At 36.3% G+C, this 22385-nt stretch carries 19 protein-coding genes and 1 pseudogene; 10 read left to right on the top strand and 10 right to left on the bottom strand.

Going from position 1 to position 22385, the window contains the following annotated elements; genetic code table 11:
- Positions 1-152 precede the first annotated feature (152 nt).
- From GOQ17_RS13410 to GOQ17_RS13400, 3 genes are all read left to right on the top strand, one after another.
- Positions 153-674 carry a CinA family protein gene (locus GOQ17_RS13410; RefSeq protein ID WP_159638155.1) on the top strand — a complete coding sequence of 174 codons (522 nt, stop codon included), beginning with the start codon at positions 153-155 and terminating at the stop codon, positions 672-674.
- A gap of 11 nt (positions 675-685) precedes the next feature.
- Complete coding sequence (locus GOQ17_RS13405; RefSeq protein WP_159638153.1) at positions 686-904, top strand: hypothetical protein; 219 nt, start codon at positions 686-688, stop codon at positions 902-904.
- Positions 905-968: 64 nt separating this feature from the next.
- Positions 969-1172 (top strand): hypothetical protein, encoded by a 204-nt coding sequence (locus GOQ17_RS13400; protein WP_159638151.1) that lies wholly within the window; start codon positions 969-971, stop codon positions 1170-1172.
- A gap of 30 nt (positions 1173-1202) precedes the next feature.
- Here GOQ17_RS13400 and GOQ17_RS13395 read toward each other — a convergent pair whose 3' ends face one another.
- Complete coding sequence (locus tag GOQ17_RS13395; RefSeq protein WP_159638149.1) at positions 1203-1715, bottom strand: RNA polymerase sigma factor; 513 nt, start codon at positions 1713-1715, stop codon at positions 1203-1205.
- 276 nt (positions 1716-1991) lie between these two features.
- Between GOQ17_RS13395 and GOQ17_RS13390 the strand changes: the two genes are divergently transcribed.
- Positions 1992-2495: a hypothetical protein gene (locus GOQ17_RS13390; protein ID WP_159638147.1), complete on the top strand. Its 504-nt coding sequence runs from the start codon at positions 1992-1994 to the stop codon at positions 2493-2495.
- Between the two features lie 54 nt (positions 2496-2549).
- Here GOQ17_RS13390 and GOQ17_RS13385 read toward each other — a convergent pair whose 3' ends face one another.
- Positions 2550-4709: an ATP-binding protein gene (locus GOQ17_RS13385; protein ID WP_159638145.1), complete on the bottom strand. Its 2160-nt coding sequence runs from the start codon at positions 4707-4709 to the stop codon at positions 2550-2552.
- Positions 4710-5203: 494 nt separating this feature from the next.
- Here GOQ17_RS13385 and GOQ17_RS13380 point away from each other — a divergent pair, with 494 nt between their 5' ends.
- Entirely contained in the window at positions 5204-5860 is a 657-nt protein-coding gene (locus tag GOQ17_RS13380; RefSeq protein WP_159638143.1) for a response regulator, read from the top strand.
- Between the two features lie 65 nt (positions 5861-5925).
- On the opposite strand, the gene GOQ17_RS13375 is transcribed toward GOQ17_RS13380, so the two are convergent.
- A complete protein-coding gene (locus tag GOQ17_RS13375) occupies positions 5926-6156 on the bottom strand; it encodes a hypothetical protein (RefSeq protein WP_159638141.1) in 231 nt (76 codons plus the stop codon).
- Between the two features lie 743 nt (positions 6157-6899).
- Between GOQ17_RS13375 and GOQ17_RS13370 the strand changes: the two are divergent.
- Positions 6900-7787: pseudogene (locus tag GOQ17_RS13370) on the top strand (manganese catalase family protein); the annotation flags it as partial.
- A 1328-nt stretch (positions 7788-9115) separates the two neighbouring features.
- Here the strand turns inward: GOQ17_RS13370 and GOQ17_RS13365 are convergent.
- Positions 9116-9706 (bottom strand): hypothetical protein, encoded by a 591-nt coding sequence (locus tag GOQ17_RS13365; protein ID WP_159638139.1) that lies wholly within the window; start codon positions 9704-9706, stop codon positions 9116-9118.
- A gap of 210 nt (positions 9707-9916) precedes the next feature.
- On the opposite strand from GOQ17_RS13365, the gene GOQ17_RS13360 reads away from it, so the two are divergent.
- From GOQ17_RS13360 to GOQ17_RS13350, 3 genes are read left to right on the top strand one after another with little or no spacing between them, the layout of a single operon-like run.
- Positions 9917-11056: a zinc-dependent alcohol dehydrogenase gene (locus tag GOQ17_RS13360; RefSeq protein ID WP_159638137.1), complete on the top strand. Its 1140-nt coding sequence runs from the start codon at positions 9917-9919 to the stop codon at positions 11054-11056.
- 16 nt (positions 11057-11072) lie between these two features.
- On the top strand, positions 11073-11552 hold the full coding sequence (locus GOQ17_RS13355; RefSeq protein ID WP_201288622.1) for a hypothetical protein: 480 nt from the start codon (positions 11073-11075) through the stop codon (positions 11550-11552).
- A 6-nt stretch (positions 11553-11558) separates the two neighbouring features.
- Entirely contained in the window at positions 11559-11822 is a 264-nt protein-coding gene (locus tag GOQ17_RS13350) for a hypothetical protein (protein ID WP_159638135.1), read from the top strand.
- 298 nt (positions 11823-12120) lie between these two features.
- On the opposite strand, the gene GOQ17_RS13345 is transcribed toward GOQ17_RS13350, so the two are convergent.
- From GOQ17_RS13345 to GOQ17_RS13325, 5 genes are all read right to left on the bottom strand, one after another.
- Positions 12121-12849, bottom strand: a complete 729-nt coding sequence (locus GOQ17_RS13345; protein WP_159638133.1) for an SDR family oxidoreductase — start codon at positions 12847-12849, stop codon at positions 12121-12123.
- 7 nt (positions 12850-12856) lie between these two features.
- The gene (locus GOQ17_RS13340; protein WP_159638131.1) at positions 12857-15046 is read right to left on the bottom strand and encodes a glycoside hydrolase family protein; all 2190 of its coding nucleotides are present in this window, start codon (positions 15044-15046) and stop codon (positions 12857-12859) included.
- 178 nt (positions 15047-15224) lie between these two features.
- On the bottom strand, positions 15225-17051 hold the full coding sequence (locus GOQ17_RS13335) for a glycoside hydrolase family 15 protein (RefSeq protein WP_159638129.1): 1827 nt from the start codon (positions 17049-17051) through the stop codon (positions 15225-15227).
- 20 nt (positions 17052-17071) lie between these two features.
- A complete protein-coding gene (locus GOQ17_RS13330; protein WP_159638127.1) occupies positions 17072-19276 on the bottom strand; it encodes a bifunctional alpha,alpha-trehalose-phosphate synthase (UDP-forming)/trehalose-phosphatase in 2205 nt (734 codons plus the stop codon).
- A 123-nt stretch (positions 19277-19399) separates the two neighbouring features.
- Positions 19400-20920 (bottom strand): FAD-dependent oxidoreductase, encoded by a 1521-nt coding sequence (locus GOQ17_RS13325; protein WP_159638125.1) that lies wholly within the window; start codon positions 20918-20920, stop codon positions 19400-19402.
- A 132-nt stretch (positions 20921-21052) separates the two neighbouring features.
- Between GOQ17_RS13325 and GOQ17_RS13320 the strand changes: the two genes are divergently transcribed.
- Positions 21053-21508: a hypothetical protein gene (locus GOQ17_RS13320; protein ID WP_159638123.1), complete on the top strand. Its 456-nt coding sequence runs from the start codon at positions 21053-21055 to the stop codon at positions 21506-21508.
- 147 nt (positions 21509-21655) lie between these two features.
- Here GOQ17_RS13320 and GOQ17_RS13315 read toward each other — a convergent pair.
- A partial coding sequence (locus GOQ17_RS13315; RefSeq protein ID WP_159638121.1) for an IS4 family transposase occupies positions 21656-22385 on the bottom strand: 730 nt, incomplete at its 5' end.

Genomic DNA, 22385 nt, shown 5'->3' with positions numbered 1-22385 from the left:
AAAGAGAGATTGTTGGGGTAAATAATACGTTAAATATTAAGGAATAAACACTTGTATTTTAAGGAAATGCACGCGTATATAAACTCAAAATTCTCTAAGTACTCAACCATAAAGTATTTCAAACGTTATTAATATGTATAGATCAAATAAATATGCGCAGAAAAAGAATATACAAGAAAACACTGTTTCGAGTGGGGAGTTTATTAGCACAACGTAATTTGAAGTTAGTCTGTGCAGAAAGTATGACCGCAGGCTTTTTAAGTAGCACGTTTGCATTAGAGGTGAATAGTGGGAATTATTACTTGGGGTCTATTGCTTGTTATGATGATTTTATGAAGCAAAATTTACTGGATGTGTCGCCATCATTGCTTTCTACACACACAGCAGAATCAGAAGAAGTGACTTTAGCGATGTTACAGGGGCTACAATCATTAATACCTCATGCGGACGTTTATATTTCTATTACAGGGTTAGCTTTTGAAAGCCCTAACCCTAATCAGTGGCGTCCAATAGGGCGTGTGTATTATGCGATCTATTACAAAAATAACACACATTTATTCGAAAAACAGTTTAATGGAAATGCAGGGCAAATTATAATTGCTACTTGTAATAGTATTTTTTATGACTTATACAGATTGCTAAATACTGCTGAGAAAATCGAGCAAACATTTTAAAAATTAAAGATATGAAGACATCAACTATTTTATCACTACTTTTTCTATTCGTTGTAATAGGATGTGGGCAGACAAACGATAAGCAATCTCAAGAGACAGATGCTGCGGCGCCTGGTCCAGTGACGCAAGATGATAAGGATCGTTATAATCTAAATACTAATGAAGAGCTGGTGTATGGGTCAATGGATAGCGTAATGCGGGATTCATTGAAAGCAGATAGCTTAAATTAAAGATACTATTTAAGTATTACGAATCTGATGAGCAAATAATCGATTAAAAATTAAAACAAAAAAAATGGCAACAATACATGAAGACAAGCCCAAAGGCAGGGAAATGCATAAAAAAAAGAAAGAAATTCTAACAAAGGATGGGCATAAAGAAATCGATCGTGATATAAAACTAGATGGCGATGCGGAGGCTGGAGTGGATCCCCAAGTAGATCAACTGAATGATATGCCCAACGATCCTACGGATATGCCAAAAGAAAAGAATAGTTAAAACTAAGGCGCTCATTTGAGCGCCTTAGTTTTAACTTGCATATTTTACTTTCAAGCGTTTTTGCAGCGTTTTACGGATGATGTGTATTCTTGATTTTATGGTGCCTTCTGGTATGCCGTACATTTCGGATAATTCTCTGTATTTGTATCCATCGATGTAGTTATTAAACATTTCGCCATGTGCAACTGGTAATTCAGATATAATTTTAGAAATGTCCCCCAACATCATTTTCTTATCCGAACTATCTTCCATATACGGCTCTGTTGATAAGCTATGGTTGTAATAATACATGCTGATATCCTCATAGTTTTGTTGATATCCAAGACGTTTGTATTGATTTATATAAATATTTCGCATGATTACAAAAAGCCATGATACCACACGTGGGTTATTAAAGAATTGATCCATGTATTTCAGTGCACGGATAAACGTCTCTTGTACTAGATCGTTGATTGCATCTTGATCTTTAGTGAATTTCTTCGCTAAGCCTTTAAGTATACGTTGATACTCTAGTAGTTGGTTGTTGAATGCCTTGTCTTTCATAGATATATATTTAATAGTTGCTGCTATTTTAATGACAAAAACAGTGCATTTGTTATTAAATTAAGATAAAACGCGTATTTACTAAGGCATAAATAGTATATACTTCAAGTTCATGGCAATTTAAATACGTGGAGATTGTTTTTTATACGTATTAATACGCAAGAGTTATTGTGCATTAATGTTTGAAGTTTGTTTTTTTACCGCTTTTACAAAATTGTAGAAAAAGGCTTACAACATATATTAACGATAGCTGTTCTATAAAAAAAGCTAAACATTATGAGATTCTTAGTTTACTTAATAGGAAGTTGGATGTTGATATCGTGCGTAAGTACACCGACAAGAGATCGTAAGGAATCCATTGCACTCGAAGAAATCGTTTATCAGCGCACTGAAGGATTGCTTATTTTAGATAAATTATTGAATAATCCAAGTTGCGAAGATAGTCGTATGATTTGCGAGAAAATTCAAATATTTTACATGGACAGTCAAACGCAATTACTTAGCCTATGTGCTAATAAGGACCTCAATCTAAGCATGGCTACGTACAAAGAAATTAATGAAGATGTTGAAAATCTAATCCAAGATAGTATTTCCTATCAGGATTATATGTTAGAGAAGTTATTAGTAAATCTACACGAACAAAAGAACATTTATATGCAAATCTTAGAAGATGAAGATTTAACTTCTATGCATTACTATGCTTTAGACTCCTATCTACAGCTTGGATGTTTCGTGGATGATATGAAATATATGCTAGAAAAAACTTATGTAGCTAAATAGGTATCTATACAATCACCATAAGGGAAAAATTTGTATACGAAACAATTAGCTATTTTATCCTTTTGAATCTGAGGTGTCTAACATTACTTCTGGAAATTCTCTTACTACGGGAAATTTCATAATAACAGTAGTGCCTACTCCTTCCAAAGAGCTTATTTCTATATTGCCATCTAGTCGCTCAATGATACGTTTGACTAGGGATAGCCCTATTCCACTCCCTTTATAGTTTTCGGTGTTCATCGCTCGGCCAAACATTTCGAAGATATGGCTAATATCTTGCTCAGGTATACCTATACCATTGTCTCTTACTTCATAGCATATATAATTATCTACTATACTACTGGATACATGGATTTTTGGACTTTCTAATTGTTGGCTGTATTTGATAGCATTGCTTATCACATTCGTGAATATTTGATAGATAGCACTTTTTTCTCCCCAGACGGGCAGAAGTTTTCCAAATGTTACTTCACATTTGTTGTCTTCATACGCTAACTTTGTCTCTTCCACTATTTTGCGCAATAGATAGTGCAAAGGGACGGTGTCTTTTGTTATTTTATTGACCTTATCCTTCGAAACATTTACTATGTTATCAATAATATCTTGAATGTTTTGCAAGCCTAAAGAAATCGTACTAAACCATTTTTCCTTTTGATTTTCATTGATATTACCGTTTTTAGATTTCAAGAAATCTATCCCCATCTTCAAAACCGAAAGAGGGTTTTTCAAATCATGAGATAAGGTGTAGGTAAACATTTCTAGCTCATTATTAAGTTGCGAAAGATTCTTCGTCAAATCTTTATTTTCTATGAGCTTTTGCATCATGGAATGATTTAGCGTATTTTTCAATCCATCCAATAAATGGAGTTCTTCATCATTCCAAGGAACAGCAGTTTCGTATATAATGTCTTCATACGTTTCAAAAGTGTATGGACTTGTTTCCTTAATCAGCAATTTGCTCTCGTTACTAATCGTCTCTTTGCGAAACCAAATGATATAATAATCCTTGTTAGTATCTACATTATAGGCAAGGATACCTGCAAATGGCAACTCTTCCTTAAATTTATCTTTGTGGCTTTTCTTAAAATTATGATCAATATACACCGTCAAATCATTTTCTTCTTGCAGATAGCGAATGATTTCAAAGCATACTGAGGATGATGGGGTTTCTCCCTTAAAATAAAAATCCCCTTCATTGTAAATCGCAATACCATCTGACTTAAGCATCCAGCGCAAATTTTCCATGCTCTCTACCAAGGCACAGTTAATAGTTTTGTGAAAGGATAAACGTTGAATTAATGTATTTTGGAACTCTTGGACTTGTAAATTGATATTTATTAATCCCTGTTGTATGAACATCTCGTACTTGCTCATTGCATTTTGTACAATAAATGTACAAATCTTTCTGTTTTGTAAATCGACAGGTTTATTCTTAATATTTTGGGCGACTACCATGCCCCAAAATTGACCTTTCAAATAGAGTGGGAAGAATAGTGCTGACTTAATACCGATGTGTTGGTAATATTCAGATGTCACAGAGGGTAGACTAATCAACTGAGTCGAGCGAATATCAATATCTTGATCAATGGTGTAAAAATTTTGTAATGGCTCATCTCCATTCGCCAAAAAACGATAGGGTGAATGTCTGAAATGGTCTATTAGCATTTCTGGTAAGAAATCCTTAGAAAAGTATTTGTTTTCTAAAGGTTCTGTGGGGATGTGGCTATTTTCAGCTATGATGCTGCAATTTCCTGTTTCCAACACTTGCAAAACGAATACTCGATCGAATTGGATGATTTTATTTATGGCTTTACAAACAAGCTTCCAGTTTTTATGGTGGTTACTGTCAAATAGAAACCCTATTTCATTGAGATCACTCGTAGATATATGTTTTTTTACTTGTCGCTCCGCTTCAATATATATGTGATTAGCATGCTTGCTGACTTTTAGGTAATAAGGTTTGTTGTTTATTTTGACCGTAATCAATGACCGCGGAGCATTACCATCTATATAAGACTCTATCAGCTTTTTAACTTTATTATAGGAACTTATGGTGATAAATATTTTCTTGAAAAGATCCTCAGCAGAAGAGTGCAATATATTTTCTACTGGAATGGACAATTTTGAAAATAAATGGTGCGAGAATCCTATAATCTTTAGGTCAAGATCTAATACTATTAAGTGTCCAAATTTCTGAATTCTCGTCGTTTCCAAAGCAGTAGTATAGGTGATGTTGTACTATAAAGGTATTATAATTCAATATATAAATGAAATAACTCCTGGATTTAATTTATATGATAATTTACGGGTGATTAAATATCTATACCGTAGGTTGTAGTGCGATTTATGGTGTAATATTAAGTTTTTGTTTTTTAAGGTATTATTTCTTAAATAAACTTATTGTTAATGATTAATTATTTTCATAAAAAAGAATTATTGCATAAAATTTACCGTATTTATACAGATAAAAACGTGTTTTAACCATTTGGATTTATTAGTAATTTACCGGTGGTTAATTGTTTTTTTTTAGCAAAGAGGTTAATTTGATTTTAATAAAATTACACAGTTGTTTAATATTTTATTTTTAATAGGGGTGTTAAGCTAGGTTATCTTAATTTAAACTGATATAATCATATAAATTGGCAAAATATTTGTAATACGATAATCATCTATGAAAAACATAATTAAGCCTATTTAATATTCATTTTATGATTAAAGTAATTTTAGTTGAGGATCATTTGGTTGTTCGGAATGGTATTAGATTATTACTGGACACCTCTGGGGAGGTAGAAATTATCAGTGAAGCGAAGGACGGTAGTGAGCTAATGGATTTACTCAACAAAGGCTTGCAACCTGATCTAGTAATTTCAGACATCAATATGCCCTTGATGGATGGATTGGAAGTTACATCTTATCTGTCCGCGAATTATCCTACTATTAAAGTAATATTGTTATCCATGCTCAATACGGTCAATCAAGTTATCGATGCTTTCGATCGAGGTGCTAAAGGGTATTTGGTCAAAAATGTGGGGTATAATGAACTTATCTTTGCTGTGAAGCATGTCGCATCCGGAGGTCGCTATGTGTGTGAAGAGCTAACCATGTTGATGCTAAATATACTTTCTTCATCTTCGACTACGAGCGTATTGAAAAAAGAAACTGATTTGGAGCTTGATCTATCCGAACGTGAAATAGAAGTGCTGCAACTTATTAGTGAAGGATATACTAATATGGAAATAGCAGACAAACTTTTTTTAAGCAAAAGAACAGTAGAAGGTCATCGGCAAAGTCTTATTAATAAAGTTAAGGTAAAGAATTCTGCGGAGCTCATTAAATTTGCAGTCCAGCATCATATGGTTAATTAACTATATACAAAAGAATCGCCATCACATTACTTGTAGATGGCGATTTACTTTTTAACAGATTTCGATTAATCGTGTCCTTCAGTCTTTACGATTTTATTATAAATACCGAATAGCAAAAATGGTGCTACCCATTGTCCAACAAATAAGGCGTCTTTTTCTCTGCCTAGGCATTTCAAAGTAGCTGATGCGAACATTGCTGTTACGGCTACGGCCAGATACGTTGTAGAAGGAAGTTTTGAAGTCTGTTGTTCGATTTCTTTGGTCATCTGACCTTCATTTGGTGTTGTAATAGCCATAATAAGTTATGTTTATAAGTTTCCAAAAATGTTTCGTTACTAGATTTAACAGCCTTGTAATGAATGCGTTTTTACTAATTTCAAAATGGGTATAAATGCCCGACATACGTACAAATAACTAATATCTTCCCATTTATGAACCTTATTTAAGTGGACCTCAACGTATTGGGGCAATGCTTGTTCAGTTAGGTAGTAAACAAAATTTCAGTATTTAACTAAAAGAATGACGTATGAAAAATTTAATTTTAATATTCGGAACTGCATTGTTCCTATGCACTGCGGTGGGATGTTCGAATTCATCAAACAACAACAGAGATGACGATGGCCATGCCTTCGATTCTACCAATACTATGCACAATGACGGAATGAGTATTTATGATTCCATAGGTAGAGATACACTATCTACAGATTCTTTAATACCTCCAACTCCTATGAATTAATTGAGTTATTTCATTTAGCTCAATAATTATATTTCATTTACCTATATGAAAGAATATGTACATGTATGCATGTGCATAATTAGACCTACGTAATGTAGGTCTTTTTTTTGGGGCGGGAGCAGAAGTCGTGATAAATACGTGTAGCATTTACTGTAAACACTTATTATTCAGAATTTCACAGCGATGGCTAATCGGGAATGTTAGTTATTGCAAAGCATAAATATTATTCACACTAAAAATTATTGCTTATGTTCTATCATGTGAAAAATCTTATTCATCCTATAGTCATCAGCAGCTAATGCCTTACAAGAAGGATTAGGAGGACAGTTCGGAGAAATGCGAACTATGATGCAGTTCTTATTTCAAAGTTTTAATTTTAGAGGGAATGGAACTCCTTACTTGGATTTAATTCAAGGCATAGGGCTTGAGGAAATCAGTCATGTGGAATTAGTTACTAAAACTATCTCAAAATTACTGGATGGTGCCCCAGGCTATTATGGTGATAAGTTTGAAACACCGAGTGCAGGAGGGATTCCTGCTATGGAAATGGCTAAGGAGCAACAGAATCCTCATCATTTCATTATGGGTGCTCAGGGCGCATTGCCTGTGGATGCCGCTGGTAATCCATGGAGCGGATCATATGTGCACAATCATGGCAATCTAGTATTGGATTTGATGGACAATCTAGTTTTGGAAGCAACAGGTCGTCTTCAAAAATCGCGTATTTATCAAATGTCAAGCAACAAAACATTACGTTCTACTATTTCATTTTTGATAGTTCGGGATGAAGCGCATCAAATGGCGTTTGCTAAAGCTTTAGAAACACTAGGTGTAAATTGGGCGAAAGTGCTACCCGTACCAAAATTCGATGCTTCTCAATTTCCAGAAGTACGCAAACTAATGGAGCAAGGTGTGCATAGAGAACAATACACGTTCCGTCTAGATGGTTCGATGATGGATCAAATATTCCAAGGTTCATCTCCGTCAAATGATGGTACTGAATTGGTCACGTTGGTAGAGCCGCGTGAGTCATTCGCCAATCCTATAGCGCCAGAGCGACCTGAAGAATTTGCGCCTGGCTTAGATCCTGAATTACAAAAATTAGCCGATGCATTCCAAGAGTTTAAAGAGAAGACGTTAAAGGATATGGAAGATAAAGCAGGTCCAAATCCACGAAATCCAGAAGGATAATATAATATGTCTGTGTTTTCAATAATTCCCTTAATTCGTAGGGAAGAACAAGCCCCTGATAATTCAGGGGCTTTACTTATTTATCTTTAGTATTCACCAGAGTTTAATGACAATATTTTTAATCTTTTTAATTTAGTTAGGAATGAAAATTGATAGATAATTACGTACTACTTACTGTCACATTGAACGCAGTGAAATATCTTTTAATTTCTTTAGTTTCGCTCAAGCCGCGAGGGGCTCATACTTTTTTACCTCAAAAAAGAATGCAAAAACTCGTCGCTTGAAACCTTCGCAAAAATGTCGCTTGCTTCCTGCATTTTGCGAAAGTTTCTTAGGCGACATCTTTGATAAATTGTTTGGATGATGCTACTATTCACAAAGAAATAAATACACCATCCTTGCAAATCCTTAAATATCGCCTTAGCGGATTGGCAATAGCAGGAAAAGTGAGCCATTGTGCCATTACGGTATAGCGATGATTTTTTGTTTCTTTTTATAAAAAAAGAAAGAGCCTGTCTGGCGGTGAAGACAAAGAGAACTCTGACATAAATAACAAAATAAAAAATTGCCACGTCGTGGCTTTCCGATATATCGGAACAAGCTCTCCGCAACGACGTAATGAATTATAGTATTAAGCCATTAGCAGTAACCTTACTAAATAGTTGTCATATTGAACGTAGTGTAATATCTTAATTTTTATATTCTCGCTTAAGCCGCGAGTGGCTCTTCATTTTTGTCTTGACACAAAAACGAAGCAAAACCGAAAACTGAAAGCCGAGCTCATGGATACAAAAAACAAGCACATATCCATAAAACTAAGGCTTGGATATTTTAGCTAAAATCATCTCGTTATTGCTAAACAGATTTGAGCCGTTTCACTTCTTAAATCTGTTTTTGACGCTTTCACTTCGCTGATTTCTTCACGCGAAACCGAGTTTACGAGCTCAGCGAAGCTAAACATCCTAGGCCGTTTCTTTAGTTATTGCTAATTGCACATATTGATGTGAAAGGACGTTTTTTGATTCAAAACATCCGCCAAGGTGCTCAAATCGGCTGCCGTGCACAACTCATAGGTCGCAAGAATAGAGTAGTATCCACCAATACCATCAACCTTTACGTCAGTTAGCCTTTAATGTTGTGATTTATAGGGTACCCCTTCGGAATTTTGTTGTTTATTCTGAAGAGGTTAATTGTTTAAGTATCTCTATTCTTATTATAGCAAATTTCAACATCAGAAAGTGGATTTTTACAAATACACGAAACTCAGAAGGATAACAGCATATATACATTTTTTTCCTGCTGATGCTACAAAGTTTAAGAACACTATTTTACTTAGCTAAGCCATCAATGAGAGCTTTCCATTGTGGATAAGAAGCGCCCAGTTTTGCTCCTAGACCTACCAAGAAATTGCGTACATTATCTAGTACATGGTCAGTTTCTGTATTTATGACTTCATTACGACCAGCATATTGCAAACTCACCATATTTCCTTCCTGCTTGATGACAATATTAGATGAGGTATACTTCTTAAAGAAGTGTGCTGCATCATCATCGAGTGTTGTGGGATCTGGACTTGGCTGTAACGAGATGAAAGTTTTTCTTTTATCTTGATGATCGTATTGATCAAGAGCCATTACGCGTACATAATCATACCCATCAGCAGATGGAGTACCAGGACCTGGGATATCAATACGTATAAAATCATTTTTTTTGACTCGACGCATCTGAATTTCTTTCTTTTCATTCACGATGACAAATTCAGCGGATACTCCTATAGCTGTTTCTTGCCAAGCATTTACATCTAAAAGTTTTTTGACAATTTGTCTATATCGGTTGTAAGCTTTGGTTTCGTCCGGGAAATTCAGTTCTCTTGAGTAGTCTAAGGATTTACCTACTACCTGTTCTGGAATCTTGTTCATATGCATAGTGTTTAGTTTATAATTATACAAATGACGAACACTTAGGCTATGTATTCGTTGAAATCGATATCCAAAAGCGTGGATACCCCTATGTCGTATAAATACGGTTAAAAAGAATAATTAATACGTCTTTTACAAAATAGCTAAACAGGGAATGCTTTCAGGCGGTTCAACCAGTAAATCATACACAAGTAATCAAATACACTGTCTATGAAAGCAATGAACTATAGAGGGCCATTTCGTATTCGCGTAGACGAAAAACCTATGCCCGAGATTTTACATCCTAGAGATGCTATTGTGCAGGTAACTAGAGCCTGTATATGTGGATCTGATTTGCATCTATATCACGGAATGGTACCCGACACCCGTGTAGGTAGTACCTTTGGACATGAATTTATTGGAATAGTACGCGAGCTGGGAAGTGGTGTGACCAATCTCAAAGTAGGAGATAAGGTTCTAGTTCCTTTCAATATCGCTTGTGGCGAATGTGTATTCTGTGTACAAGGATTATTTGCCAATTGCCATGAATCTAATTCCATGTCAACTGCGGCAGGAGGGATTTTTGGATATTCACATATTGCAGGAGGATATGATGGTGGGCAAGCAGAATACGTCCGTGTGCCTTATGCGGATGTAGGACCAACAGTTATTCCTGAAGGTATGGACGAAGAAGATGCTTTGCTACTGACCGATGTGCTTCCTACAGGTTATCAAGCAGCTGAAATGGGAGGTATACAAAAAGGGGATACCGTGGTCGTATTCGGTGCGGGACCTATTGGTATTATGGCAGCAAAATGTGCTTGGCTCTTTGGTGCCGAACGCGTTATTGTTATTGACCATTTGGAATATAGACTTGATTTTGTTAAAAAATATGCCAATTGTGAGGTATACAACTTTAAATCCATAGAAGACCCCGTATTGTTTATAAAACACATTACTTACTGGCTAGGTGCAGACGTGTGTATTGATGCGGTGGGATCGGACGCATGTGGTAACGCGATGCAGACTATCACTGGCAAAAAGCTATTGCTTCAAGCAGGAGCTGCAACAGCTTTACACTGGGCTATCAACTCTGTGAAAAAAGGGGGGATTGTGTCGATAGTAGGGGTATATGGCCCTACGGACAACTTAGTGCCTATCGGAAATGTATTGAATAAAGGGATTACCATCCGTGCAAATCAAACTTCTGTAAAGCGGCTATTGCCACGCTTGATCGAGCATGTACAGTCTGGTGTATTGAGTCCTAAAGATATCATCACGCATCGTTTCTCTTTGGAGGAAATTCCAGATGCTTATCGTATTTTCTCTTCAAAATTGGATGAATGTATTAAACCCGTAATTGTTGTATAATTTAAATTTTCAGACTATGAATGTAATCAATAAAGATGCAAGCGTACATGAAGGATGGGCCATCGATGAGAATATAGAAAATGACCCAACATATCCTATGCGCAATAGAGCATATTCCAAAATACCCTCTCGACCTGAGCAACAAATTGCACGCGTAGAGATACTTCATTCTAATGAGCGACCGCATTATTCTTCTGTTTTTGGAGAGATCGTACCGCCCTCTGGATTAAGCGGACAGTTGCGCCGTTATGCTTTCCAGCATAGTGAATCGCGATATAGACATTGGCTGCCCTTGTTACTTGCGGACCGTATTCATGTGGTCGAAGAGCTCATCAATGATGTGAAGCAAGGACATATTCCGAATTTCTTTGTCGAGATGGGAGGGCGAGCATTATGGAAATATGATAAAATGACTTTGTTGAAAAAGACAACCTGTTATGCAGTAGGTACAGTAGCTGTGCTATGGACAATACGACGCATTTTAGGAAAAAAATAAACACATATGGCAGTCATGTATTTAGATACTATACATAGATTTAAGATTATCAAAAGCACTAAGGGGAAGTTTGATTTAACTTTTAATGAAGTGGTGTATCAGGAGTGTACAGATAACGATGAGGTATTATATCTTTTGAAATGTATACAACGTGAATATGAAAATAATCCTTGCTATGAAATGCTTCATGGCATGAAAGACCGTTTATCTGTCTGCTTCCGAAATATATATAATCACGAAGATGTGTGTTTTTACTCCTCTGATGAATAGTCTTTCTTTATATAATCATTATCTAAATCTATAATTGGGAAGATTAGACCGTAAGGTCTAGTCTTCTTTTATTATAAAATCAAAATTTTAGTAATTGAATCGAATACAATTAATTGATTTTATATTAAGTTGTCTACATCTTGTTCATTCGTACCTTTCATAGACTATAAGAACAGGCTCACGGATATGACGAAATTAGAAAAATGATAAAACTAGTGACATTATCTTTAGAAAACTTCATAAACAAAACGCAGTGAAATATAAGGCTATATTTCACTGCGTTCTGCTGTGTGCGGTATTATATAATTTGTTTTAGCGGTTTTACTTTAATCTCGCAAAGGTCTATACGCTTGGGTTGCTGTAAGACGAAGAGTACTACATTAGCAATGTCTTCTGCTGTCAGCATAGTCATTTCTTTTTGTTTTTCTCTTTCTTCATCTGGCGTAGTGGACTGCATATCAGAGCCCACTAATCCTGGCTCTATAAGTGTAACACGAATATTTGATGGATTATATTCTTTGCGTAGAGCTTCGGAAAATCCTCTAATCGCGGATTTAGTGGCAACATAACCAGAACTTTCAGCGTCTTTAGTCGTTGCACTCATAGAACCTATCTGAATTATTTCGCCTTCTATACTTTTTTGTTTCATTTTCTCTCCAACAAATCCCGAGAGCCACATATAAGAAAGTAAGTTGGTGTTGAGTAGGTAGTGCAAATCTTGAATGGATTTACCCTCTACGGCATTGTAACCAATGGCAGCATTATTAATTAGTATATCAAAGGAACCATGTTCAGCATCCCAGTCTTTGATTTGTTGTTCAAATTCGCTTATGTTGGTTAGATCTGTAAGCGAAAAATGAAAGCGATGCGTCAACCCTAATACGGCAATATCTTTCTTGAGATCTTCGAGCTTTTCTTCGCTTCTGCCGATTAAAAATATAGTGTAATCATGTTGAGCTAATAATAAGGCGATTGCTCTTCCAATACCTGCTGTTCCGCCTGTTAGTAATACTTTTTTAGTTTCCATAGTGTTGTTATTTGCTTGTAAATTTTAATGTGTCATACGCTTTAATCAGATAATATTCTTGATGAGGTTGTTGCTTGTTGTTGATTTCGAATTGTATAGATGGATTGGCTGACTTTATCCATAACACGCCTTCCTGCTCAGGAACACCTAATATTTTAAATTGCTGTTTATTTCTAGTCTGTTGTTTAAAAGGAAGCGAAGAAATTACATAACAGTCATCATAGAGTATAACGACATGATGTATACAAAGGTTGAAAAAAGCAGCAGCGCCATAGACCTCTTGACCGACTTGTCCCAAAGCTTCCCATCCATCGCCGATATCTTCTATAGGTATATAGATAGATTTATTTACGTAGCCTGTTTTAGCATTGTCTGCAAATATATCGGAGGGTAGGCTTGGGGGAAAGTAATAAAGTAGTCGATGTAAGGCATACTGCATGTATTCATTTACAAAAAATAGTAGATTTTTGGATAGAGTAATATTATTCTGATGTACCAAACGCACTATTCGATTAAATATAGCTACAGTTTCATGTTCTTCAAAAGCAGCTGTATAAGGGGCTCTTTTTAATGGCAGAAGCCCAAAGAAGCTTTCTCTTTCTTTGGCATTTCCATATTTCATGTCCCAAAGCGCGCAATTGCGAATGATATTTCCCAAGAATATTTCTGCTATTTCAATGTATTTTCTGTTGGATGTCTCTACATACAGTTCTAATAAGGCTTCTGCGGTATAGGCAGCATTATTGGATTGGTATAAAGAATCTAAATCCACAGATTTGAGTTTGTTGGCTGCACGTTTGGCTTCGGCTAAATATGTAGCCTTGTTGTAGAGTTTATAGCTCTTGAGCATGATCTGAATGTATAGACCAGCGGTATCTACTTCTCCAAACACGTCGTGATTTCCTTCCTCCTTTAATATTTCTAAGGTATAGATGTTGAAAAAAATTGGCCAGTCGTAGTTAAAAGTTTTAGCAGTCTTACGGATGTAAGACAGTGATTTTAATAATTGTTGTTTGAGTTCATCATTTTTAAGGCCCTGTTCAAATAGGGAAACTAACTGAAGAAGAGGATAGAGTAAGTACCAACTGTCCATGATGAATGATCGCTTCTGCTCTTCGTCAAAGTCAAGCAAATATGAGTTTGCTGGTAACCACCGGTGCATAATGCCCAATTCATCATCATAAAACCGTGCTATGTTCTTCAACAATTCTTCAATAATGTGTTCTGAGTAAGGGTTACCGAATCGTTGATGGTATTCGTATAGAGGTCTTAATATTGCCATTTGCACCATACTTTCTGGTGGCGTATCATAGCTATTAGTATAAGCATTTAGAAAGGCTGCATCTTGTACTTGCTTCCAGCATCCCTTATAGGTAGCGAGATCGTGCAGTGTTTTATTGGCAATTTCTACAAGATCAATTATTTTGTTTTGCGGTTTCTTAAGATGCGGATAGATATGGTATAATAGTTTGAGGTAAAGGTCAGATGCTTCATGATGACTTTTTGGCTTATTGAAGTGATAGCTAACAAAAGATTGTTGTAGGCAATATGTTCCTTTATTTTTTAATGGTCGCTTAGCATGAGGTAATTTGAATCCTAACTGAGGCCATTCTATCTTAACAGTATCATTATAAGAAACTTGGGATTGTTCAGCCATTTGTTGGATGGCTCCAAGATCCTGAATATACAACAGACATCCTTTAGTCTTCTTTCCAAAATCTACAAAACAGTGACCTGTACGACCTTCTACTTGTTCTATATAAAGTGTTGGGTGCTTTGGAATAGTATAGTCATTGGATAACACTAATACTTCCCTTTGGTCGTTTTGATGGAAATGTTCTTTAGCACAATTTAGATTACTATTAACATGAAGCACAAAAGTGTTCTCTTCGGGTAAATCTAAAGTTACCTCTATATGCACAGTGCCTACTTCAGTCGGAAATGATATTTGTACATTACTATCTTGTTTGTGCTGAAGTTTAATAGATTTGAGGTTTTGAGGTAATGTTCCTTGATGGAGCTTTTGGACGAGCAAATGTTTATTTGGAAGAGTTACTTGTAAGGTCAATTCATTGTTGCAATGCAAGATTTGTAATGGGAAAGCACCATTATTTTGATTAAATAATTCTACATAATTTTTGGATTTTAAATCTGCACTTAATTGAAGTGCTTCCAGCGTTATATAGTTCCTATCCATAGTTGTATTTAGCTTGTTAGTAGAAGTTGGTCTTTCTATTCATTGAACAAGCTTAGTATGGGATAGTTGATAATTTAAATATAGTTTTCAATGGTTATTAATGCATATAAAAAAGCCCTAATATGCAGATATATCGCGTATTAAGGCTAGGTAACTAAGTGATTTATTAAATGAATTATTATTGCGCTGAAGTAAAAGTATTCATTTCTGCGTTTTCGAAAAATGTCGGTTTGTCTAATTTAATGGCAATTCGGTACGCGGCATTCATTAGACCAACATGGCTATATGCTTGCGGGAAATTTCCCCATTGGCTACCATCTTCTTCATTGATATCTTCGCTGAATAGCATGAGGTGATTTCCAAAAGAAAGCAATTGTTTAAATACAGCTTGTGCCTCTTCCAGGCGACCAACACACGCTAACGCTTCCACATACCAAAATGCACAGACAAGGAAGGTCGATTTGGGCTTGCCGAAATCATCTTTGTGTAAGTAGCGATAGAATAAACCGTGCTTACCTTTCAATTCTTCTTCTAAAACTTCTAAATGTTTTTTTGCTTTGTTAGAATTAGGATCCAAATATCCCATCATTATCAATTGTAGGGTGGAAGCATCCAAGTTAGATGAGTCTGTTGAATTGGTGTACACGCCACGTTCTTCATCATAGCAAGCTTCGATATAGGTCGCTGCTTTCTCTTGTAAAGTTACAGCACGCTTTTCAATTTCTTTAAAGCCATTTTGTCGGGCTATTTTCAACGCTGCGGTAGCGCCAGCCCATTGAAATAGGTTTGAATAACAATGCCTTTGTTGGAAATTGCGGAACTCCCAAATACCTGCGTCCGTTTCGTCTATGGTATTTTCGATTTTGGTAAGAATAAAATTTGTCCATTCTTCTGCCACCAATTTGTTTTGGTATTTGAATCGTTGATCTGTAAAGAGGGGTAATAGTGCAATTAGTGCTTGACCGTACACATCATTTTGTATATGTTCATAGGCTTGGTTACCAATGCGAATAGGGGTGTTGCCCAGATAGCCTGTTAGGTGGTCCAAATGAAACTCTTCTAACTTTGTCTTCCCCAGTATGCCGTACAAAGGTTGTAGCCTTCCTGTATCAGTTTGTGTGATATTTGCAATGTATGAAGCGTATTTTTCCATTTCTTCAAAATGGCCCACATGACTTAATGCTGTAAGCACATAAAAACTGTCACGCAACCAACAGAAGCGGTAATCCCAATTACGTCCAGAACCTGGAAATTCCGGTAGGCTGGTGGTACTTGCTGCTATAATAGCTCCCGTGTCTTCAAATTGGTGCAGCTTCAATGCTAGTGCAGAACGAATAACCTGTTTTTGGTAGAAGGATGGGATAGCAGCATTCTTCACCCATTTTTGCCAATAGGCAATTGTACGACGTAGAAAGTCTTCGCAAGTACGCTCAATAGGGGCTTCAAAAGGACTACCAAATGTCAATATCATATGTATTGGACGATCCAATACATGCGGTATATCGTCAAAGAAATGGTTGATAGGCATGTCTGTTGCCAAGCGTAACTTTATATCACCTTGCTCAAATTGGAGATGATTACTTCCTCTATTAATATGAAAAGTTGATTTACCATACTGGTAAACGGGTTCACAGCGCACACGAATACGTGGTCTTCCTTTTAATGGTTCGACCTTACGGATCAGTGTCAAGGGTTTGAAATAGCGTTCATATTGCTCGAATCGTGGTGCAAAGTCAGTTATCTTGTAAGAACCTTCTTTTGTGGTAATCTCCGTACAGAGAATATTGGTGTTTTCGATATAATATTGTTTCGATTCATAATCTTGGTCCACAGGTTTGATATCGAATTTACCACCTTTGTCTTCATCTAATAAACCACCGAAGACAAAGGAATCTTGAAATGTGGGCCAGCACAACCAACTTATATTTGTGTTTTTGTTTACGTGTGCTATAAATGCACAATTTCCAATTATTCCACTGTTATAAATGTGTTTTGTATTTAACATGTTTTACTAGAGTGTTTAAGTTAGTCAACCGTATGGTAGGTGGGTTGAGCAAACTTCTTTATCAGTTTTAATACTTCTTCTTGAGTTTCAATATAATATCGCGCTGCAGACTTACGACTTCCTACTTTGACGGTAATGGAATCAGCTGGTAGCTCTAAGAACATATCCTCATCTGTTGCGTCATCACCAATAGCAAATATGAAGTCAGGTTTGAAATCATTAACAATTTCCATTGCTGCTCGACCTTTGTTCAGTTCGCTATTTTTGACTTCAATCACTTTATTGCCCATTAATAATTGTAAACCATGGTGAGGCAATAAGTAGCGCAGATGATCAACTAGTTCTTGCGCACGCAGGTTGCCCAATCCGCTTTGTACTTTGCGGTAATGCCACGCTAGTGAATAGTTTTTCTCTTCGACCACCGAACCTGCTGTCATATTTGTGAATTTTGTCATCACATGTTTTATAGGGTATTTCCAACGAGTGGAAATGTGTGTTTTAGTATGCCATACAAATTCTGGATAATTACTCCATGCTCCATGTTCTGCAACGAGGTAATATTGTTTGTTTGCAAACCAATCTGATAGTGTATCATGTGGTCGGCCACTGATAATGACGATTTGATTATTGGGATTAGACTGCAAATCTTCCAATACTTCATATAAATCATTGGTTGGCGTAGCTTCGCTCGCATTATTGTTGAAGCCAATCAATGTGCCATCGTAATCTAAGAAGAATAGACATTTTTTGCTTTCGCTATATTTCGTTAAGAATTTTTGAAGTATTTCAGGATTAATTCGCCTTGCACGTTCTTCTTGTTGAATGGATTTAATCTCTTTCAACCTTTTGAAAAATAGTCGAACCCAATGCCTGATATTGAATTTCTTCACTATCTCCAAGCTGTCGTTTAGACGTTTTCTTTGTTCCTCTTCGGGCATATTGATAGCTGTACGAAGAGCTTCACATATTTGCTGAGTAGAATGTGGATTTACTAATAGCGGGCCAATTAGCTCCTTACTCGCACCTGCCATTTCACTAAGGATCAATACGCCATTTTCTACTTCTTTGCTAGCAATAAATTCTTTGCAAACTAGGTTCATACCATCGCGCAGCGAAGTCACCAAACAAATATCAGATGCCACATAAAGTGCCGATAGTTCTTTGATGTCGTAAGAATTATAAAAATAACTTATCGGTGTCCATTCGTTATTGCCGTAAACCGCATTAATCTGTCCTACCATTCGGTTGATTTCGTCATGAAGTTCTTTATATTTTGGTACGGTATCTCGCGAAGGCACTACCAGCATATATAATATCACTTCGTTTTGAAATTCAGGATATGTTTTCAGTAATGCTTCAAAAGCACGAAGACGCTCTATGATTCCTTTGCTGTAATCAAGGCGATCAATGCTCAGTATAAATTTTCTATTGTTGTAATATGTACGTATTTCTTGGGCGCGTCTTTGAATATCTGGCGAATGTGCCATCTCATTAAATTTATCATAATCTATTCCCATTGGGAACACTTCGACATACACACTTCTTCCGCCACTGCGTAAGCAATTATTTTGAATAGGTAGTCCAAGTATATGTGTACATGCATTCAAGAAATGCTGTGTGTCGTTGTACGTGTGAAATGCGATTAAGTCTGCTCCTAATAGTCCTTTTAATAGTTCATCGCGCCATGGAATTCCTCTGAACAACTCGTCAGGAGGAAAAGGGATATGTTGGAAATAACCAATAGATATACGGCTATTGGAAGCTCTAATAAGTTTAGGCAATAGCATCAATTGATAATCATGAACCCACACCTCATCCGTATCGGCTATTTCTTGCTCCATTACGATATCTGCAAATTTTTTATTCACCGACTCGTAGGTGTTCCAATACCACTCATCATATACTGCATAGGAAGGATGGTAATGAAATATAGGCCATAAGACTTCATTTGAGAAGCCTTCGTAATAACCTTCAAGCTCGCATTCTGTGAGGAAAACAGGAATTAAGTTGAGGGATTTAAGTTTTTCGGTAACTTCAATTTTTTCATTTTCGTTTTCAGGGACAAAACCCGGCCAGCCTACCCATATATTTCCATCTTCTTTGTAAATAGAGCCGAGACCTGTAGCCAAACCACCTTCGCTAGGAATAACAAGAAGTTCCCCATTGCTTCTTTCTATTCGTACGGGTAATCTGTTTGAAACGATTATAGTTCTTTTGTTGTGCATAGTAAATTTGAAAACAGTATAAATGAATGTATAGGTTGTGTATGATACTGTCTATATAACTAACAGTTTGTAACGCTTGTAGTTTTAATTATTTTGAATCCGTTGATTCTGCTCAGTTGTTAATTAGTCTAATTTCTCGTTAATTCGTTCTAAACCAGTAGTAGTAGGGCCAGTTAATATTTTTCCATTTATATTGAATCGGGAGCCATGACATGGGCAATCCCAAGACAATTCGGCATTATTCCATCGAACTTCACATTGTGCATGAGGGCAGGTACTTTTCAGCACATGTAATTCCCCATCTTTCTCTGCAAAAACCGCATAGGAGCGTCCGTCATACTTGACTACTTTGGCTTCACCTTCTTTGATTTCTGACAAGGAATGTATACGCTCCATCGCTATTTTATCAGCAATAAAATCTTTAACTACTGTGGCATTTTCTTTCACAAAAGCCGTAAAGCCCGCTGTGGGTTTAAATCTTTTAGGGTTAAATAGTTTTGCATATGGGTTCTCCGCACCAATAATAAGATCCGTGAGTATAGCTGAAGCTATAGTGCCGAAAGTCATTCCATTACCTCTAAAACCCGTAGCTACAAACATTCTTCCATCACTAGAAGGTAATACACCAATCGATGGTAATCCATCAGCCGGTTCGAAATACTGGCTAGACCAAGCGTATTCTACAGTTTCCACGTCAAAATGTGTTCTACAGTAGTTTTCTAATTCTGCAAAACAAGCTCCAGTATCTTCTGCGTGTCCAGTTTTGTGGTCTTCTCCTCCCGCAATGAGTAATTGCTTTCCATCAATTTCATGTGTGCGGTAATAATGGTAGGGATCGTATAAATCATATCCTAGCGCAGTAGGGTAGTTGTCACTCTTCAAAGAAAATGCTATTGCATAGCTTCGGTAAGGTGCTGTTGTAAAATGTAAAATATTAATTCCTGGGGGCGTATGGGTCGCATACACACCTTGTTTGGCTTGAATTTCTCCCAAAGAAGTTTTGAAAATCACATTTTCCTTTTTTTCGTCATGAGATTCGACCAAACAATTTTCTACGATCATTCCTCCAGCTTGTATATATGCTTCTGCCAATGCTTTAACATATTTGATCGGATGGAATTGGGCCTGTTTAGGAATGATAACCGCTTTTTTAAATGGCACAGGAAAGTCTATTTCATCGATATAGCTCATCTCGTAGTTTACCTGCTCAGCACCATCTACAATATCTTCCAATTGCTTTACTTGATCATCATCTACCGCAAATAGATGTGCATTCTTATATTCAAAATCACAATCTATGACATGTCGCGTAACATTTGCTTGAAAAATATGAATAGCTTCTTTTCCTGCTTGAGCAAAAAGTTTTGCATTTTCTAACCCATATTTATTAATAGCTTCTTTGAATGTTGTATCAAAAAAGTCATTAAGATGTGCTGTTGTGCCACCTGTGGTTCCAAAACCTATATTATTAGCTTCAAGTAAAATACACTTTAATCCAGAAAGCTGTAATCGGTAGGCTGTAGAAACTCCTGTTATACCTCCCCCAATAATAGCTACATCAAATAGTTGATCTTGGGTTGGCAAATTTTCGAACCTCTTGGTCTCTGCTTGCCACATACTTTTGCGTGCTCCGTCTCTGAACATATCCTTAATATTATTGTTATACAATTACAGTGATTTGTACACAATGAACAGCTATTCTGCCAAATCGTTGGGCTAAATAGGATAGAAGGTTGTTGTATACAGGTCTACATAAGTTTTAAAGGATATTTTAATATGGAAAAGTTTGAGAAACGATTAACGACTTATAAAGAAAAATATGGTAATGAAGATCGTCAAAGTAAATTTAGCTATAACCAAAGTGCGGAACAGATAATTTACCGTAATGAAGCCTTGCGTACTGGTGAACGTGATTTGTACGCCGATTACCTTCAGTCACATAAGGAGTTGGATGCCGAAAAAGGATTGAAAGTATATGATAGTATTGCTCCACGCGTAATGAAATTGGATAGGTCATCATTTCTGGCTTGGGCGACAGACAAAGGAATTGAATTAGTGGAGAGTGATATTTATATTTTTGATGAGGATGCTATCCTAAAAGGTATTCGGTTAGATGATGCAGAAATGGAAAACTATGATGTAGAATCTAGCTGGGATGAACTTGTGCATAATTTACATAAACCAGAATCTTTAGCAAATGAGCGAGCATATTTTTGGGTATTGGATGAATAATTTTTTAAACACAAATTAAAATATATTCACTTTTGTTATATTGCTCCACAACTGTCCTAAATAAAATTGAGTGCATAAAAAAGCTGGCTTCTTCTATTAAATAGGTAAGTTTTCTGTTTTAAACTCAAATTATACCCTCTCAAACTTTTAGAATAGTTTAAACTGTCCACTTTTATCAGGAGGTTTCCCTGAAAAGAATGGATCATTAGCCCATTTCCATAGGTCAATTTTCACAAATATATTCAAGCGAATAAAGTTCACCAGATTGGATAAGTTCCAGTCATATTTGGCCTTCTTCTGAATGTATTTAAAGAGTAGTATTCCTATTAATGCATTCCAAATTTGGATGTAGACAGCGTTTTCTGAGGTCCCTACAAAACTGGTGACTTTCAGACGCTGTTTTAGATGTTTGAAGAAAGTTTCAATCTCCCATCTTTCCTTATATAAGGCCGTTACAGTCGATGCTTTCCATGTGAAATTATTTGTTAAGAATTCATATTCAGCATTATTTATGCTGTCCCAAAAACGCACCAAGCGCATTTTCTTTCCTTGATAATGCTTTTTAGCATCTTTATCAAGTTCAATGATCTGATCTTCAAGCACTCCACTGTCTTTGAGTGCCTCACTTTGAAATGACCTGACCACTGTATATTTCATGTTGCTTTTACTGCGTGTGACAAAAAAGCACTGATTGCTGTCCAAAACATTCATCCAAGCATAATCAACGTAGCCTCTATCTACAACCACCACACATCCCTTTGGAAAGGTAATGTTCTTGGCTATCTTTGATTCATGTTGTTTACCATCTGTAATATGCACAAAACTGGGCATACAGCCATCATAATCAAGTATAGTATGAAGTTTTACAGCTCCCTTA

The organism is Sphingobacterium composti (assembly GCF_009829075.1).
Taxonomy (GTDB): Bacteria; Bacteroidota; Bacteroidia; order Sphingobacteriales; family Sphingobacteriaceae; genus Sphingobacterium; species Sphingobacterium composti.
This window is presented reverse-complemented; position numbering and strand designations above follow the sequence as displayed.